This window comes from Endozoicomonas sp. ISHI1, from assembly GCF_024606225.1.
In the GTDB taxonomy this organism is placed as follows: domain Bacteria; phylum Pseudomonadota; class Gammaproteobacteria; order Pseudomonadales; family Endozoicomonadaceae; genus Endozoicomonas_A.
The window spans coordinates 19,898-40,733 of record NZ_JAGRPU010000042.1 but is presented as its reverse complement, the minus strand read 5'-3'; the positions used below and the strand labels follow the sequence as shown (position 1 = coordinate 40,733).

The following is a 20,836-nucleotide window of genomic DNA, read 5'->3' as shown; positions in this document are numbered from 1 at the left end:
CGACGCCATGGCAACACTGTTTACCCGCCTGCTGCTTGGATCTTTGCAGGACATTGTGGCACCCGGTGGCAACGACATAGACCCATTCCGGGTCTCCGGCTCTGACCTGCTGGTTTCTGTATTGGGAAAAGACGACCTGTTTGCCCTCCATGCCCAACAGTTAAAAAATGACTTTTCCGAATTGGGCCAGCAGTATGTCAGGAATCTGAGAGACTTATTGGGTCACTCTCTGGCAGAAAAAAAAGTAACGAGACTGAACGCCATAAAAAGGAGTGAACAGAGAAGTTTGCTTCAATACACACTTTCGCTTGGGGTTAACATAAGGCTGAAACGCCAACCGGATGGCACTGTCAGTTTTACTGATCCTGCGTCTCTGGCTTTTAGCGGAAAAGCTTTTGATGGTGACAAACACAACAAATACCTGCCTGTTGTCGCTGATCCTTCGGGTGGAACTTATGTTTTGCTGGACGTGCCAGAGAGTAACAGCGCGGCTTTTTCGGATAATCTGCGCAACATCCTGTTTATGCTTCAGTCCTCAGCTCCGCTGGATCAGCGTAATGCCCTGACGCTGATCAGTACGATTGAGCTGGCCTATTCTCATCACGTACCTTCACTGATAGAGCCGCGCCTCGAAGAAAAAATAGCCCGACTGGCGCTGGCTGATGTGGTCACACTGGCCACTGAAATAAATGACATCGACACGGAGTCTAAGTCTGCCCGAAGCCTGATGCAAAAACTGTTGTTCCGTCTGATGCGCAGCGAAGCGATCACCCTGGAAAAGCTGGGTGAACCAGATCTCCAGCAGAGGCTCCTGATTGCAGAATTATCTGTCCGGTTCCCCGACGACGACAACACCATTGTCGTCAGGTTTCCGCCTCCGGAAAGCTTTGAACGCCGGGTTAGCCTGGACCCTTCCCTGTCCTTCGACGAAGATCGCCATAATTCCCGGCAAACCATTCTTGGGGCTCGTTCGCCATTTCTTTTCTCGACCATCAAGGACAGTGCCTATCGCTCTCAGCTGCGCGAGCTGGTGCAACTCGATGGACTGCCTGAAAAAATTGAAGTTGTGCTTGATTATCTCGACGGACCTAATGAATTCATCGATAGCCTCATAGCTTGGCACAAATGGCAGATAGAGAATGATTTTGAATCAGAAATTCCGGGCATTCATATTCGCCCGGAACGCGATCGGCTGATCGCAGACAGCTGGCTGACTGTTGGGCAATTGTGGGGAAAGAAGCCTGTCATCATCGAGCTTGGACTATCGGATGTACGACAAAATTCGTCTGCCTCCCGTCTGGGCCGGGTAATGGCCCAATCTTACGGGCTGGCTCTGCTCCTGAAACTGCGAGCATCGGTAGCAACCGCAGCTGAAATCGTCAGGGCTATGGAGATATGGCAAACGGATTTCCATAATGATCCTGATGGTGATTACGGTTTTGATAACGTTCTGAAACTACGGCAGGTGCCCGAAGACAGCGATCCACTTTATAAGACGATCGTTGTTTATAGTGATAACCGTGAGCTTAAGTTTGCCCAGGGTTCTGTGGATGATTTCCGGCAGGCACTGGGCGTATTGTTTCAGGAAAAGCGTCTGGCCGTTCCGGTCAGAAACGTTTTTCGTTCTCTCGAAGCGGAGCCGGGGACCGCTGTTGGTAATTTTGCACAGGGCCTGGTTGAGCTACACACAGATTTCTGGAAACAGATGCTGGATTCAGAACTGCGGTCTGCGCTGCAGCTGCAGCAATCGGATTACCAGTTGTTGAAAAATCGAATAACCAGCACTGGTTTACCCGCCGAAGTCAAGGACAGTTTATTGTCAGATCTGGGTGATATGGAAAACCCGCCAGACAAAACTCCGTACACTGGCACAATTTCTTCTCATTACCTGGACGTCTATAACAAAGGAATAAAGAAGAACAGTCCCGGAATTATTAGCGAAGTGGCACCGGGTTCCTATGGCGATAAAGGCTCGGCGTCAAAGATCGCGATCCTGTTTTCTGGCCGGTTTATCAAATATGTTATGGAAAACAATGTTCCTTCAAAAGACCTGTTTTTGTTGCACAGTGATATTATCAGAACACTTCGATGGCTCAGAACCACCCCTGAGTTCAAGGCTTTTTCCGAGGCGTTGAAGGAAGGGCAAAACCAGACCTTTGGCGATCTCCAGACTCTGGTGAACCGGGGCGTTATTGATAGCTCCGTCGGCACAGGCTTCGACCAGGTCAAAATACCTAACTCTGTCCGGCTACTACTGGTCATAACTCCTCCCGGTTCATCCAGCATAACTGCGCCGGAGCCGGTTCTGGTCAAAAATACCGGTTGTGTCCTGAAAATTGACCCAAGCCAGTATTTCACCGAAGGCAAAATTCTGGCTCAACAATATCACACTTTATCAAGCCTGATGGCTCGGTATATTGTTGCAGCAAATCTGTTGAAAGGCGTCAGCAGGGATTCTGAAACCATTCGGAAAAGCATTCTGGATGAACTTGACATTAAAAAATTACCAGAAAACATAAAAGCTCCAGCTATCCCTGTAGACACTTATAAAGGACAGATCGGTCTTGAAATAGAGTACTCTCTCACAAGTGTGGATACTGAATCGAGAGTAGACCTGGCGTACACTAAATTCACTTCTGATGAACGTGTTAGCCCTGATTATCATGATTTGGCCCTGACTACTGATTCAGCCAGGCATGGCTCTGTCATTGAAATCGTTACCGGACCAAAACCTCTCCGGGATTATCTAAGTGAATCCTCAGCTTTATTTCGTGCTACCAATATATTGCACTCTGGTTTAGCAAAAATACCTGAGAGTGGTATTACCGTAAGCGATTTCGTTCAAGCTTATAATAACGAGCTACTTGAAAATGATCCAAAAGATGATTTAAAAAAGTTCAGGCTAATCAACAATCCTCAATATGAAAATAATAAAATCTCATTATTGCCCAAGGCAAGAGGGAAGAAGCCACTACGCTATCATGTTCAGGTCAACATTGGGGTCGATCTCAGTGGGATTGGGGATATAACATCCTGGATTGGTTCTCTTATTGCCCCAAGCAAAAGAAGTTTCTTAAGGCAATTTTTTCAGTGGTGCCAGTATAAGGCCTTTGTCATTTCAGAAAGACTGAATCTGAATTCTGATTTACTGAAGTCCATGTTTACCATTCATTTGTTCAAGCAGGCATTAGACAGTTCAACCGAAGACTTTTTAAGAGGGAAACTGGGTGTTAAAAACTCACCGATCACTAATCTTGAAGGATTATTGAGGCTGGGTACCGCTGATTTTTTAATGACGGTCATCTCTGATTTGGATGCCACCCAACTCAAGTCAGCTATCCGGGATTCCGGTTGGCAAGCTTTTACTTCGTTGATGCAGGAAACGGTCGATGAGCTGTCCAAAATAGGATCTGAGGCTGAAGGGTTGGGCAGAGAATGGAAGGCGCCCAAACAGCAGCTGGAAGCCAGGTTAAAATTGCTGTTTATCGACCTGTTGGATTACCGGATCGAACAAGGAAGGAAGCCTCTCCCCGCTATTGCTGACTCAGATTTTTTCGAATTACCACAAGTCAAAAACAAAGTATCAAGGCTGGGTTACAGCGATATCATAAACCCAGGGTCAAGACAACGTGTCTCTCTTTATTTCAATGAAGAGAATCAAGTCCGTTACCTCGGCATCGTCGAGGTTCGGGAGCCCTTGTCTAATATCAAAAGGATGGGTTTTGCCCCTCCCGACGTTTTAACAACTGCAATAATAAAGTCCGCTCAGAATCCGGGTTTACTCGGTGCAGATCCGGACGTCAACTTAATCTTTTTTAAAAGAAACCAACACCTGATCACCCTTGACACCGGAACTGCCCATTACAAGGACTGGGTCAAGCAGTCCATCCTCAGTCGGCTGGGTCAACTGGACCCGGCAAAGCTGGAGCATGTCACCCGCTCCTACATCAGCTATCACCAGACACAACAGGGCACAGCGGGACAGGACGCTCTGGGCCAGTTGCTGCTGGCTGCCCGTCTCAGGGCTATAACAGGTGGGCAGTCAGGCTCAGCCTGGGACACCCTGGCGCAGTTGCAAAAAATAGTGTCTGTGGATGTTAACCTTCAACGGGTGACCGGCTGGGATCACCAGCCTCCTGCGACAACGACTGAACCCCATGCCCCGCCTGTGGCGACCTGGCAAAAGCTGGCACGGTACAACCTGCCCGCCGAACTTTATAAACTTCTGGATTTGTTTTCCGGTGGCGAAGGTTTTGTTAAACCGATTCTTGGCTCGGGAGAAATACTTTCCGGGCGCGGGATGTCTCTGGGTCGTTTGTATCACGAAATAACCATTACCCTTGAACACGAACAGTACTTGTACCAGAGCCGTCTTGACGGCGATCCACCGACTCTGACGGTGGGCATAAAAGATACGACTTTTGATAACCCTAAGGCTATCGCTATTGGAAAGTTGTTCGGCACAGCCCTGCTAAACCATCCCGATGTGAAGGCTCTCAGTGAGGCTCAAAAGGACTTGCGGGCGACCTGGGGATTGTCGGCATCCACCAAGGGCGGTCGTTATGGCCTGACCACAGGACTAGCGCTGACTGCTTTTCCAGGTCAGAAAGACCGCCTGTACACACGGTTTATTGATGGCATCGACAAAACCGATCACAACTGGCAGTTTGCTTCCGGGTCGGTTGCGGATTTCGCCGAGGTTCTCTACTCGTTGTCCACCCGGCATGATCAGGATGAACTGACGGAAGCTTTTCAACGGGTTCGGAACTACCACCGTCTGAACCCCTTGGTATCTCTGGACACTTTTACTTCGGCACTGGTGGAGACACACAGGAATCTGCCGGATTTTCAGGCGGGTCTGACTCTGCGGCAGGCTATCGGAAGTGGTGGGTACACTTTTCTGAAAACGTCCCTCAAGGTGAAGAGTACCCCCTTAATCAACGAACTGAATTCAATGGCAGAGTCGGGGGATTTTGACCGGTTTTATAGTAACCGTGATTTAAACGGGGGGCCTCAGGAACTCAGGATTGGCAAGTTAATCCTGTTAAGAGTCACCCCTGATTACTTCCGTCATGCCGGAGCGGATCATCTTTTTTTATTGTTCGATGGTATTAAGAAGTTCCTGAAAACGCCCCTGGGCCAGGATTACCGGAAGGCATTCAAAGCGGCTTCAGCCCCCCACCATCCCTATCAGCACTTGATAGTTGATGCACCGAAAGCAGGTGCCGGAAAGCAGCAAATCGTTGTTTCGCTATTAGATACTGACAAGAGAGTGGTTATTACCCCCGATGCGGCTGTCAGTCCAAAAACCAGTTTGTCCAGCCTGATTCCAGTGTTTACCAAACTGGTTCAATCCGGCTACGATCTGAACGGCGGCAGTCAGTCTGCCTCCCCGGACGTTAACACCATTGAACGCATGGTTCGTCAGCAAATGGGACTCGCTCCCCTGATCCGGCTTGCCACCACCGGGAATCTCAAACAAGACAGTGTATCTGGCCGGATAGCCCTTGAAAAAACCTACATCATCGACAAACCTGCCAGGTCGGAAAGTCTGATAGCCAGAAGCCCCACAGACATCAATGGTGCACCTTTAATCACCCTTAAATGGCTGAATGAAGACAGTCAGTCAGGCCTGCAACTGATAACGGCCCCGCTTTCCCTGGATGAGCTGGACGGGCAACGGTCTTTTCTGGACGCCGCTTTTCAGGCACTGGATAAAACGGCCTCGGCATTGCCTGGCCCGGTTAACAACCGGGATTTAGTCTGGGCCTTTCACCAGCAACTTGCCAACACAAAGACCGTAAAAGAAGACAGCGCCCTGGGCCGGTTAATCTTTGAAAAAATAACCCATACAGTCCACAGACCCGCCGGGTCGCACAGCCAGGTGCGCCTGAGCCCGGAAAAAATTAATGATGTACCTTTAACCACCCTGAAATGGCTTGGCCCCGGACTTCACCCGGGTTTGCAACTGGTAACGCCACCCCTTTCCCTCAGTGACCGGGACACCAACAAGGATCGTTTGGAAGCAACGTTTTACGCACTGGATAAAATTATCTCGACGCTGCCTCACCCCCCCAATGACCGATCTTTTCACTCGAACTTTGACCAGTATTTTAAAGACCGGCTGCCCCCTTTTGTTGATGACGAGGTGAAAATCTGGCAGACAACCATCACCGGTAAAACAGACACCTGGATCACCATAGGATTTCCCTTTGGGGATCTGGACAAGTCCTTGCTCCCCGTACTGTTAGCTACCAGAGACAGCCCCGGGAAGGAGCGGCTGCTGGCCAGCCTGCACGCCGCCGACCGGTTCGTGAAGGCGGTCGCTCAGGCCTCAGGCGGTAATGAGGCAACCCATGCCCAGTTAAGATCGATGTTGACTCTGTTGTTGTTCCGACTGTCAGGGGACGACCAGCCCGGGAAAGTCCTGTTTCCGGGGACAAGGCTGGCAGACGGTATCCATACCTACCTTTCCGACAATGCCGTGACCACCCTCAGTCACTACATCAACCGTGTTGGCCTGCAACAAGTCACTGACGATCTGACCGCAGAACTCACGGATCTTGCACAACAGGTAGACGGCGACCCAGACCCGCGAGCGGGTGTCAGGATCAAAGACCTGCTGGGGACAGCTCTGGATTACCGCCTTGCCAACGGCGCCGGGCTATTGCCCGCTTCGCTGCCTGACTCCTACTCGCTGCCCCTGGCCAATGACGGAAAATACCGGGCACTCTGGACCGGGCAGATGTCAGAGGACAGCGCAACGCGATTTGTCTCCAGAGAGGTCTCCAGAGACGCCAATGGCCGTTACCTTCTGGACGTCACTCTGCCGGTTCAAAGCAGCAGTATGGAGCAGCTGTATCGCCAAAATCCAGCAGGGCCCGATCACCTCACGGGCCCTCTCAAGCTGGCGCTGAAACCAAACCAGCTGGGGCGTGATCAAGACGTTACCCGTGCGTTTCTTGAATTAGCTGTGTCCAGAGTGGATACCGCCGACTGGCCGTGGTTTTCGAGGCGCTTTTCCTCATTACCGGAATTGCGGCGTTTCACAGTGGTGGAAGCACTGGATCAATACCGCTCCCGGTATCCGGAGGCAGATGTCAGTGAGCTGGCCCGTGCCCTTACCAAAATCCAGCTAGCCGAAGTGAACAGGCAGATCAGTCAGGATGATCAAACCGGGACGCCAGCGGTTTTTCGCATCAGGAGTCTGGAATCGCTGGCAGACAAGAGCACGCTGACAACCGATCAGGGCAACAAGATCCATTTTCAGGCCGGCTCACTGCTACCAATGACTGAAAAGGCCGCAACGCAGAGGCTGGATCGGCAACAGATCTTTCTGACAGGATCACACAGTGACCGGTTTCCCGGGGCGTTTCTGGATACGCGCCACAGCAGCAAACTCTACAGGCAAGCCATGCAGGATGACCTGCTGGCACCAGACCGCTACCGGGATGATGTTGAGCTGTTTATCAAAATTTTCAGTGACCTGGAACCGGAACACTATCGCCAACAATTCCAAAAGGCGCGCCCGCTTGACCTGAGTGCGGGCCGACCTCTCCACTGGCAGTTAAATCCCCATATTCAGCTACAGGAGTCCCGGTTGCTGGTCGGGGATACGGCGATCACCATTGAGCTTGGGATGAAGGATAACCCTTCGCTGACCCACAGGTTCCTCGACACCATTGTCGGGCAGCTCTATGCCCTGGGTCTGGCCAAGAGTACAGAGGCGGTTGATGCCGCACTGTTCAAGTCTGGCTGGCCAGAGGAGGCGGGACGATTGGGGCAGCTGGGCTATTCCGTCGGTTTTGACCCTGCCTACCAATGGGTTTCCCTGACCGGGGCGCAAAACCGGGCCAACACCCTTTATACCCATTTGGCAGGCCGCCACCGGGATGCGCTTGAACGTCATTTTGACCCGGTTGGGTTACCCGCCAGCCAGGAAGACTTTAAAAAGGCCATGATCTGGCTGTTCACCCGGAAGTCTGAATTACTCTCATTGAGCTTTGCTGAGGTCTTTGACTACATTCGCGGGCACCGGGATGATCCGGATATCGAAACCTTTGCCAGAGCCTTGCGTGAGTTTGACCGGAAGTTACCCGATGATGACAGGGCCCTGTTCAGGGGGGTGCTCACCGGTCAGCAAGTCGAATGGCTGGAAGACGCTCTGACCCGTCAGGCCCCTGACCAGCGTGAACTGGTTGACTATATAGGCACACTTAAAACCTCTCCCGCCTCGCAAGCTCCGGTAACAGGGAGTGCGGGGTTCAGTTCATCGCCCTACCGGCTGGTTCAATCTGCCAGCGGCGGGTTCAAGATTGTCATCAAGGACAGGGATGCGCCAGAGAATAAGCGCTGTCGGCGTGGGGTCGGGGGATGTGCGACCCGGCTGCTATTAGCAGACAATCTGGCACAACGGCCCATTTCGACCATTGACAGTGGCGATATCGATAACACCGATACCGACAAAACGTATTACACAATTGAGTTCCTCACCCACAACGACAAGCTGCACAAGGTGCTCAGGCGCTCAGGCACTGACATCATAGCCACCCCTCTGGGCGACGAGGCTTCGATTCATGACAGTATCGACGCTACCGGCGGCTCCCAACCTGAACGTGTGATTCCGGCCAGGGACGCCACTACGACGCTCATGGCAGTCAAACGTTCCAGCGGCGAGGTTTTCCAGCTCAGCCCGGAAAATAATGGCAACTACCGCGCCATCAGGCTGTTGCAAAGCGACAGGTTGTTAACGGCTTACGAGAGCACCGGGGAAACCTTGACCCCGGTGCTGGAGAAAAACGACCATGGCCAAATGGTTTATGGCGTAAAACTGAACAACGCAGCGTCAGAATCTCACGAGGTGTTCATTCTCGACCCATCGCAACCGCTGCAGGATCAGCTGGCCGACGCAAACCGGGAAAATCATCGGCTGTCCGCTGACAGTGCCGAGCTACAAACGCTGGCAGGCACCAAGGGCAGGATAGCCGTGATTCTTTCTGCCACCTACCGCCACGGTCAGACGCTGGCAAACCAGGCTGAAACGCTCCTGTCAGAGCTGAGAGCCTTTATTGCCAGCCCTGCCGGGCAGCGGCTGATCAATGTCCTGTGGTTCCCCGACAGTTACGCCAAACCCGCCAGCATGACTGAGCTGGACAGCAAGCTGCTGTCTGGTATGGAGCCCCCCGCCCCTCTGAGGTTGGTGGTCAGGCTCGACAGCCAGACCGTCCCTGACCGGGTGATCCCTTATCGTCCCACCGGCAGCGGGGACGCCAGTGGTAAAAGGCTCGTGGTGCTGCAGGTTGACCCGGCGGTACTGGCCGGACAACGCCACTCCAACAGTAATTACCTGGGGGCTCTGGCCCTGGTCCTGAAGGATTTATATCGGGCAGCACTGGCCGTGACTGACCAGAGTTCACCAGCCATTGCCATGAGATGGTGGCAAGGGGAAAAGCCCACCGGTGACCGGACGCTGCTGCAACTGGAAAACCAGCTTCGGGCGTCATTTGGCCTTCTGCCCGTTCAGGCCACTGCCTCCGCTCCCGCAACGGTTCAGACAGTCACTACCCCGGGTGGGATAACCACCGTGAAAACCGGCCAGCAAGTCCGGATTGCCTATAAAGCCCTTGCTGACCCGCTGTCCGGCTTTGGTGGACTGGTGGGGGATGAGAACACCCGGTCACTGTTCCAGCGGGTACAGTATTATTGCAACCGATTAATTGACCCGTTACCCGGTGCCCATCGTTCAGGGCTGGGAAACCTCCGCTCACTGTTAACGCAGGTGGCCTGGAATGAGCTGGTCAGCCGGGGACAGGTGACTTCTCAGACCCGACTGCTGGCTGACCCGGTGGATGCCGTCGTCTCTGTGCTCAGCGATGATGAACTGAAGGCACTGGCCGGGATCGACAAACTCGCCGGGCAGCTTGGCGATGCCGTGACGAACGCCCTGAAAGACCAGCGGGGCGACGTCTTCACGGCGACAGACCGACAACGGATGTTGACGCGGTTGAGCGGTGCCGTAAAGCGTCTGACGAATGCCCGGGCTGTGCGCAATGAATGGCCCCGTCCGGGACAACTTCCCCTTGGTGAGGATTCCAACGGTCATGTGCCGGTCTCCACGGGTAGCCGGAAAACCCTGGCCCTGACCAGCCGCGGTCGGCAAAAGATCACCCGGCTGGGCAACCAGCATCTTATTGCCGTTGAAAATCATAAGAGTGTCCTGTCTAACCTGTCTGGGGATCAGCTTACCGGTTTCCTTGCGCTGTTGAGACAAGAGTCGCCTACCCGCCAGCATGCAGCGGCTTTTCAGGCTGAACTTCAGCGGGCTCCCGCGTCGGCTAGCCCGGATTATTACCGGGATGCCATCAAGCGTACCCTGTCACCCCTGTCCCCGGACCAGGTCGGCAAGCTGGAGAACTCCCTTCTCGGGTTGTTCAGGCAGTCATCACTGTCCGGCGCTGAGCCACTGCTGGCGGAGTATTTTTTCCATAAGCGGCTCAAGGAGTTGAAAACCGCCGACCCGGCCGGGTTGCGGACCAATGCCCTGAGAGCCAATGAATGGCTTGATGTCCTGCAAAAGCGTCCGCCACTGCCTCCGGGCCCCGGCAGGAAGACCCCGAATGTCATCCTCGATAATGGACTGGGCCGTCACCAGGCCTCCGTTCAGACCCGGGACGGGCAACAGGCGATCAGGTTGGGTCGCCGGGATGACCTGGCCTTTTCCAAACAAGGTTCTGGCTACTCCCTGATCCGCAGCGAAGGTGACAAAAAGCGGGTCTTTCGCCTGCAACTTCCCGATGGCTGGCCTGACCGTCTTGTGCCGATCAGGCTGGTTGTTCAAATGGATGACTATCGCAGGATGCAACGCGAGGGCACCATTGGCGAACAGCTGTTACAAAAAGACATTCAACGCATTGCCCGGGGAATGAGAACGCCACGTTTAGCAAACCTGCTACAGGGGCTTGTGAGCCCCATCAAAGCGTCGGGCATTCCCGATGGCAGCTCCTTTAGGGTGAAAGTCAGCCTCAGGCCTCACTGGCCTTTGGTAGACAGCCGTGTCGAAATCAGCGCGGAAGACAACAGTCATGCCCGGTTACTGCTGGGCACGCGGGACGGGGAGAGTATCAAGCCGTTCATTTTCCGGGAAACCCTGACAAGCCTGTTCGGCGCCAGTCTGTTGAAAGCCCTTGAGAGCGGTGGAGGGTCACTGTCAGCATTGCGCCAGCAGGTGCGGCAGCGCTTTGGGATAAACACCGGGACCATACCTGACGGTGAGCAGCGCCCCCTTGGACTGACCCGCCAATACGCACTGACCCTGACGGCTGATCATCCTTCAAAAACAAGCCTTTATCAGCGTCTGGTCAAAGGCCATCATAACTTGCAGCTGGCTGAGGGTACTGAAGCGGATTACCGCCGGGCGCTGCAATATTTAAGGCGCCATGACAGCGATAAAGTGAAGGCAACATCGGAACTCCTGTCAAAAGGAGAAGTGGCGATCAGTGTCAGTGACCGCACTCTTTTCAATAAGGTCATCAATGAGAAAAATCCGGTACCCGCCGTTCCCTCGGGTCGCCAATTTGATAATACCATCGCCACCTATAGCCCTCTGCTCCCTGCCTCTGTCATGGTCGATGTTGATTACCGGGCATGGTCGAGAGTCGGTTCCGGCCTGGAATCCCTGCTTGACTCCACTCTGCTTGGCTTAAGCCGGGCAGCAGCTGAAAACTTGCTGTCACAACAAAAAGAGAACCTTGCCAAATATTACCCACAGAGGCTCATTGCCAGCGATTACCTGAAGTCGCTGCTGGTTCATTTTATCTACTGGAAGATGGATCAGGTCCTGGGGAGCAACGGCCAGCCAGCCAGCCAGATACACCAGGGAGTGACCGATGCAGTCACGGCCATACTGCCCGACAGCGACATCCGTGTCATCAAAAAACTTAATGCTCTTTCAGGTGGGATTTCGAAACCGGAAAACACTTGGGTCGACTCATTGGAAAAGGCCTGTACTGAGGTTGCCCGGGGGCTGGAATGGGAGCGTTTTGATACTGGCCTGCTGGTCAATATCAATCAGGATGTACGCACCCTGTTCAATGAGGCTGTAAAACTGCGAGAGCAAGTCGGAAGGCCCTTCCAGTTGCCTGTTAACCAGCAGTCGGCGGCCGTTGAGCCAGCGTCTGTGCAGGCTTTACCGGGGCAGGATGAGACCATTGCAACCCTCGCCAGCAGTCCTCGCCGTGTCGTCATGACAGACGGTGACAGCCGTTATATAAAAATCACCCCGGCGGGCCCGGGCAATCCTTTCCCGACTCTGTCATCCCAGTCACAGGAAGGTCTGAAGAAGCTGTTACGGCAACCCCTTAATCCGGGTGAAAACGCTTCGGGCACACAGGCTTACCTGTCACAGCTGGCGGACTCTTATGATGCTTTCGATGAGCTTAAGGCCATTGACGCTACCGGTCAGATTAATGCCGTTATTGACAAGATGAACACGGCCACCCGGCAGCGCTTTGCCAGGGAATTCCTGCAATATACCCGGCAGTCAGCCATCCCGGCAGACCTGGCAGAGACCATAGCCGGGAAATTGCTTATGGCAGAGGTCAGCGCACTGACTTCCCTGCCTGACAGGATTTCCCCAGAGCTTTATCAGCGGCTCAACGGGCTACTGAACCTGGCCGGAAAAAGGGAATTTTCAGTGACCTTTGGCGGCCTGACGGTTCAGGTGTTCACCGATCCCTCAATCACCGCCGATGCCTCCTACCTGATGCCTGCCCAACGCACACTGGTGCTGGGCAATGGCACTGCCAGCCCGCTGACCGCAGCGGCTGCACTGGCCTTACTGCAAGCGGGTAAAGCACTGACACCGGAAGATCAGGCAAAATCATTCCTCGCCCTGCAACAGAGGCGGATCAGACTGCCAAAGGATGTGGACAGCCTGTCGCCGGATGTGCTGGTCAGCGAGTTCATGGTTAAACAGGGCAAGCTGACGCTCTCCGGCCTGCTGGAACGGCTGACCAGTTTTATCGCGCTGGCGGACAGACTGAACCGGGAGGGTTCCTCCGAAGCCCGCCTTCTGGCCGGGGAGATTCGCCAGAAGGTTGCTGACAGCGTTGCCGCACTCAGGAGCGGTATTGATGTTGGCCGGATGGCGGGCCTCGTTGATATCAGCGACCGCGATTTCGACAAGGCCCTGCAGAATCTGGACAAGGCCGGTTTGCCAGACGGCCAGGCAGCAAGACTGCCCGCCCCGGAGTGCGTGCTTTGCAACGGCTCCGGATCGGCCAGGACCATAATGGCCCTGATGGATCGGGTCAGCGGGCACCTGGATGACATTGAGGTCAGTGACCGCTTCAACAGGGTCAGGCAGGCTGCCGGAGACAAAGGGTTGCTGGCAGACGCCTTCCTGCTACTGGAACAGGGACGCTTTGCGGCGGTGGCCACTGAAGACCCTCTGGACACCCCGGAGTTCCGCAAAAAGCTTCTTGACCTCTTCCGGCAGACACTTCGGGAACGGCAGGGGCTGACGCCAGAGCAAGCCATTGACCGGGTGGTCACTTTGCTCAATGACTCGGGCTACAGTGCCGACGACACCCGCTATTTAAAGGGAAAGCTGCTTGGCAACCGGGAATTCATGGAACAGCTCAGGACCGGCGGGGATGGTGCTGATCCGAACGATATCAGATCAGGCAAGCCGAAGAGTAAGTGGCAAAAATTTACCAACACGCTCGGGAAAATCAGCAATAGCAAAAAATACGTGCGCTCCAGAAGGGCTTACGGCTCGGGGATGTCCGTGGCTGGCCTTGTCAGTGGTATTCAGACCCTCGAAAACCTGGAGAAATACGGAGACGCACTGTCTGATGAAACCAGGAACCTGGCCTATGCCGGGGCAGGTCTGTCGATTGGCGGCTCAGTTTACAGTGCGGCCATGACCGCCCATTGGCTGCTGAGCGGCAGCAAACGCATTGGCAAAGCCGTTACAACAGGCACCACCACTCTCAAGACCATGAAGACCACCACCAGAGCCTCAAGGGCCTCAAGGTTCGCGACCACAATGGTGCCGGGATTTGGCAATGCCATTAGCATTGCCAGTGCCGCGGTTTCGATAGCCGCATCTGAAAAGTCCGCAGAAGAAGCAAGAAAGAGTGGCAACCATGCTCAGGTCGGTTATCACAGGGTCATGATAGCCCTGAGTGCGATTTCCATTGGCCTTGATGTACTGGGTTTGGCGCTGGACTTTATCTGTCCCAAGCTGGGTATTCTCGTAGACCTGATCAGCGAGATACTCGGTTGGATTCAGACCGCCATCGCAGAATGTATGCCGCCCAACAATGCCTACCAGGAGTTCGAGGCAATACTGGCCAGCGATGGCTTCAATCAATACATTGACGACATGGCCGGGTCCTTTGAAGAAAAAGGATTTTCAAGGTTTGAGTACCACGCCGATGCCACTGAGTTTCTTGACCAGAGAAAGTTTGAGGAAAACCTGGAAGAACTGTTGATATCCCGGAAAAGATCACTGTCCGGGACCAAAAAAGGCCTTGCCTTTCTGGACTCGACCAACCGGAAACTAGCAAAGGCAGGGACAAAATTGGCAGACCATATGGTGGGCAAGAAAGGCTTCAAGATATTTTATGGTTTAGGTGGCAATGACACCCTGGTCGCTGACGAGGGGGAGCTCCATGGCGGATCAGGCCATGACCAGCTGATCCTTGAGACAGGTGAAGCATACGGGGGCAGGGACAATGATGTTATCCGGATTAAAAAGACCGGGAAAGCGTATGGAGGGCCTGGTGATGACGATATCTGGATTGGCGAGTCAGGGAAGGCCTATGGCGGTAGAGGCAACGATGTCCTGCGTCTGCCCCATGAGGGGGTCGGCTATGGCGGACCGGGCAACGACACCCTCATTAACGGCAGGCTACAGGACGGTGGCTCCGGTCATGATCTTCTCCTGGATGACCTTGGCCGTATCAAACAGGTTGGTGGTGCAGGCAATGACCGGTTTAAACCGGGTATAGGTCGGGGGATCATTATCGGGGGACCTGGCAATGACACCCTGATTATGCCAACCGAGATCAAGATTCCTAAAACTAACTTCTTTGGCGGCTTTCTGGAAACGGGTATGAAGTACTTTCACCTTCGCCAGACCGACTCCGTCGCATTATTCGAGGTTCACCTGCGAAGCGGACAATGGCGTAGCCGTTTTGCTGAATACCTGGAATACCACAATCTTAAACGCCATGCACCGGATGGCAGGGAAACGCCGGGAGGCGCTATTTTCAGTCTCTTTGGCGTACCGGATAATGGTTTTGATATCAACCCACGCCACAACTACCCTGAGAGCGATCTTTACCCAAACAAACTTTATATTGCCTCGCTGTCAGAGATAAGAGCGGACTACCAACGTAAAGAAATTCACAAAAGATTGATCTCCGAACGTGTGCTGACGGGTTATGACGAAAAGCACACGAACGTAAAACGGGTCTCTGATAAATACGGCCATCAGGAATACTTTGACGTGGGCGAAGTTTTTTTTAAACACGCCTATCACTGGGGAGGGCCCACACAAGAAGGCCATATGTATTTATCAACAGCAGGCCTTTACCTGCTATCAAACGGGGATTTGTACTATTTCAGCGAGCGTGGACTGAGGGAGCGCAGCCGAAGGGAGAAAGTCAATGAGTCCAGTGTATTTTACACAACCCTGTGTCAGCTATTGGAAACCGGGGGGACCGTTACCGGCATTGAAACGGTGGTGGGGTCAGAGCAGGGTCTGAGGGCGATCGGGACGTTTCAGCCTGACAACATTTATTTCAATAGTGGTAAAAATGAGGCCTTTACCCTGGGCGGGAACGATTTTGTCCATGCCGGCAATGGCACCGGGATTAACTGGATACACCTGGGATCCGGTGATGACCTGGCATTGTTGGGTGATGGCTTGAACGAGGTCCATGGAGGCCCCGGCACGGACACCGTGTCTTACCGTCTCAGGAAAAAAGGTCTTAAACTGGACCTCACCCACCGGAACCTCTATGGCCTACAGCCAGCAGAGCAGCTGACAGAGGTGGAGGTCATCCAGGGTTCCCCGGGCAATGACACCCTCCTGGGAGACCACCGTAATACCGTTTTCGTGGTCACCAATGGCACCAATACCCTGGATGTCCGGGGCGGCAACGACACCGTGACCGCCAACGGCGGAAAAACGTCTGTCCGGTTACGCAGTGGCTTTAACACGGTATTACTGGGTGAGGGCAGGCACGAGGTATACACAGGCACTCATTCGGACACCCTCTGGCTGCGTCGTGGCAGCGATCTTGGCAACCACCGCATTCACGGTCATAAACACCAGAAGCCGCCAACAGGAAAATGGCCCGTGCTGGTCATCCGTTGGGAAAAATCGGGTGAATCGTGCCGTGACCCTCAAAAGGCCAGTTTGACCATCAATTCTTTTGACGAGAGCCTGAATCTGTTTTTTAGCCCTGAAATAGCGCGTCAGAGCGTCACCCTTGACTTTCACACTGATGGTTTACGTCATTTCGAAACAGTACAAGCCAACCCCGGTATCCTTTATTGGGAGCAAGCGGCAGGCAACCCCCCTTCCCTGCCAATGACCGAGGCCCTGACCCACCTGAGGAACAGTACTCTCTCGATTTATCTTGATTCAGACAGGGAACCCTGCCAGGTCAAAAAGAGAGTGGAGGACTACACCTTTTCCACAGGGGAGATGCTGGCATTCTTAAATCGCTATCCTGAAAAACCCTTAGGTGAATTCCCCCCGGCCAAATGGCGTGACGAAGCTGAACTGAAGAGCCTTGCCGATGAGGGAAAAAACCTGGGCGCCGGCCTGCACCGGATTGGCAGCCGGGAAAGCAACAATGTCAGGCTGGAGATTGAGTTTCGTTTCGACTCTTCCACATGCACCCCCCGCAGTGGTGTTTTACGCAAGCTGACCCTGAAGCCGGGCGAACAGCAGGTGCTCTTTGAAGGCGTAGCCCCTCTCATGAAGAAGTATCTGCACCCGGTTGAGAACGGTCCTCTCGTTCTCTCTTCAAGACCACGGCACATACTGACTTTAAAACTGGTTAAAACCCATGCAGACGGTCGCAGACAACATCACGGTCGCCATACGGTATCAGAGTTAAAACCGGTCTCAAAAAAATGGGCCGAACTGTTCCCCGGTCAGCCAATGGCACAAGCCCTGACCATGCTTGAGATACGTCATACCTTTGACAGGGACACGACTTTTCTTAGGCTATGCAAGACCTCCAAGGCATTCAGCAGCTCTGTGGTTTTACCGGCTGTTCACCTTGACTTGTCATCAGCCTCACACTCTGGCATCCCCATCGTTGTCGGCGGCCCGGGCAATGACCGGCTAACAGGCAACCCCTTCACAGATAATGTATTGCTTGGCATGGGGGGGCGTGACATTTTGAAGGATATGGGAGGGAATAACCAGTTCATTGTCGGCATGGGCAATACCACCGTTATTGCTGCCAATGAGGGACACAACCAGTTAATACACGACAAGTCTTCTGTATTTTACGATGTCCGGCTCCTGCGGAAAGGCTCCAGAAGTATCAGTATCAAAGTCGCCTCAACCTATCAACTGGATGGGATGACCGTCAACGTCACGGAGGGGATCGCACAGACCCGATGGCGAAATACTGACGTAACGGACAGCTGGCGTTATCACCAGACGGTATTCAAAGGGATCGACCAGATTGCCGGGACTTCGGGCGATGATACTTTCTTTGGCAGCAATGGTACGGATATTTTCAGCACCGGGGGCGGCCTGGACAAGGTGAGCATGGGGGACGGAGACGACCGGATCATCCTTAACGCCCCCTGGCAAAATGGCACCTTCCTGGACGGGGGCGGCGGCGCCAATACGCTGCTCTTTAAATGGCCCGTTAGTGATGATGTAACGGTTGACCTGAAGGAAGGTTTAACGGTCAGGAACCTTATCCTGGAGGACACCGGAGATGACCACAACCTGCTATTTTCCGGTGATGATGACGCTGACATTTATGTGTCCAGAGGTTCCCTCTTTAAATTTGATGGCAGAGGGGGGGATGATTACCTTTTCCTGCTAAAGCTGCCGGCGTTTATCCACTTGGACGGTGGCCCGGGAAAAGACACAATCGACTTCAGCCAGGCAACCCTTGCCCCGGAATTTGTCCGGCTCCGGCTGTCTGTGGATCTGGTCCCGGCGAGTCCCTCGTGTCCTCCGAACGGCTCGCTGCCCTGCCCTTTGGATACTCACATCGAAGGGGGTTGGTCTTTTACCCTCAGATCATCCGAATCGCAGGGCACCTATGACACATTTCCGTCCGTTATCAAGAACTTTGAGATTATCAAAGGCCCGGCCAGCAACGATATTTTCACCATTCCGGCCCTCGCTGGCCTTGTCTTTGATGGCGGAGACGGTGATGACCGGTTCGATATTTACGATACACGCATCAAGCGCAACAGCAACAGCACCTCAATCACCACCACCATAGGAGGACCCGGGCACAACAGGCATTATGGCAGTCGGAAAGCTGACCGGATGGTGGCGAACCTGGGGCCTGACCTTCTTTCCGGCAAACTGGGCCCGGATATTTACGTTATCCACCGGCAGGCCAATGGCACCCGAATCATTGACCGGGACAACGGGAATAGCCTGATATTGCACGGGGTACAACCCGAAAAACTGGACTGGCAGCTGACCAGAAATTATGCCCACCTGAAGGTTCTGAATAACGGTCAGTTATTTTTCACCATCAATTTACGGCACGTTCCCCGTTGTGTACGTCATGATGGCAGTCTGGCCACCGGGCACTTTATCGACAGACTGGCAGAGCATTTCTGGCGTCTGGTAACGGTTGATCCGGCCAACAATGGAACTAATGTGCTGACCAGCAAAAAACTTCGGAATTACTATTACTCCAGGCTGGCGGGTGACAAACGGCTGGACAACACTTACCGGCTGGAAAATGTCACGGCACCGGTGCGGGGCGGGCCAGGTAATGACGTGTTCTTCATTTCTGGTACTGTCAAGCCGGGGGTTGGGCTGTTCGGGGATTCGGGAAATGATATTTTCCACCTCAAAAGCAGTGGTGCCAGTGTACACCCCGGCCCCGGCAATAACCTTGTTAGCCTGGAGCTGAAGAATGCAGAGGAAAGTACAGAAAAAAATGAAACAGTAAAGATATTCTTTGCTCGCTCTTCGTTTAACCGGGTTCACCTGAGCGGTGTCAACCTCATCGATTTGCAGGCAGCAAGCTGGCGTTCGCCGAATACACAGCATGCCACGGGCAGAAGTGATCAGGCTCACTGTCCGGCAGGTTTGAAGCGCCTGATGCCCCCTCCGGTTACCGGCGGCAGCTTTATCCTGGCGGCCCGGGTGCGACGGATCTTCCCCCCCGACAGTCGAGCACCAGCCGAGGTCAAACTGATTCATTTTGCCGGGGCTGACGGCTCCGATGCCATCAGCTTGAACCTGAAGAGACATGACGGACTGGAGATCAGGCTAACGCATGGTACCAGTGTCTTTCACAGCAGGGTCAAGCAATTTTTCACCTCTCCTCGTCAACACCTGGCCATGACCATAGATGACAGTGGGTTTCTAACCATCTACCGGGATGGCCAGGCTGTTTACGCGGCGCAGGCCCTCAAGCCACCCAGGAAAGTTCGGGGGCAGAACTGTTATGTCGTTGACATACCAAAGCCGACGGTTAACCAAACCAATGATGTGGCCGTTGATCAACTGATCATCAACCAGCATCTCCCATCGCCTGAAGGCATAAAAATGATGGCATCCGGTGCGAACCCTCTGGTGAGGATTGGCAGCTGGCGCAACCCTCACCTTGTCTATGCCAATGATTGGCCGGACAGCCTGGAGCTGGACGACGGGGCTCTGGATGACAAGACGTTTATTGATAAACGGCTGGGGTCTGGTTATTCATTGCTACAGAAAACGGTTCCCGGACATCAGTATGTAATGGATGAAAAGAGCTCCATTTACCGCTTTGCTGACAATGGTATCCATAACGGTGGCCAATGGTATTTATCAAATGCCACTGGCAAAGCTGACCAGCTCGAAGTTGAAACCCATCCCTGCCAGACGTTGCACTATCAGAAAGCGGGTGAGGATCTGATCCTGACTATCGCACCGAATGATAGCCTGCTGAAGAACAGAAAAAATGGCACAGCGCCGGCAGATTCGTCCCGACAGAAGCACCTTTGGGTGCTGGATTTTTTCAGCGAGGAAGGCGAGACCATTGAGCGCCTGATCGTCAATAACAAGGTGTTGAGTAAGAGCGACGTTCTTGCCAAAGTGGATGCCAAAGTGGACACCCCACAGCCACGTAGCAAGCGCTCACTGAATGAGAACATTACAGAGAGTGAATTGGCCGTGGCCGACAGAGTCGATGGAGGTAATGAAACTCTACCCTTTCTGAACAGGATCATTCGCACGGGGCAACGGCTGCTGAATTACCTGAGCAGTCTGACCGGAGGTGAGCAAAACGACGTTGAAGCAGGCAAGGCAGAAACTGAACGACACGTGACAGCTAGACTGAAGAATACGGAAATGAACCGACACTACCAGCGTCTGGTGCAGGAAATCAGTACCCTGTCGGGCAATCGCAGTGGCGAGAACTTGTCTTTTGTACCGTCAGCAAGCCATAAAACGACACAAAACCTGACGACTCCGCAACCTTTGACTAGGATAAGCGCTGGCTGATAGCACTTATACGAGCGGCGAACGGTAGATTGTATGTAAGACTGAATGAAACGCTGCAGGGTGGTTTAATCAGCCCAGTCCCGAACAACTCGCCAGTTTCGGAGAGCTTACCCT

The 20,836-nt window shown here is 53.6% G+C and carries 1 protein-coding gene (only partly in view); it reads left to right on the top strand.

The window, feature by feature from the left end; genetic code table 11:
* Positions 1-20,722: the 3' portion of a TcdA/TcdB catalytic glycosyltransferase domain-containing protein gene (locus KBW69_RS19635; protein WP_257281964.1), read on the top strand. 7,334 nt of this gene lie to the left of the window's left edge; 20,722 of the gene's 28,056 nt are visible here — the last part of the coding sequence; its start codon lies beyond the left edge, outside the window; its stop codon occupies positions 20,720-20,722.
* Positions 20,723-20,836 lie beyond the last annotated feature (114 nt).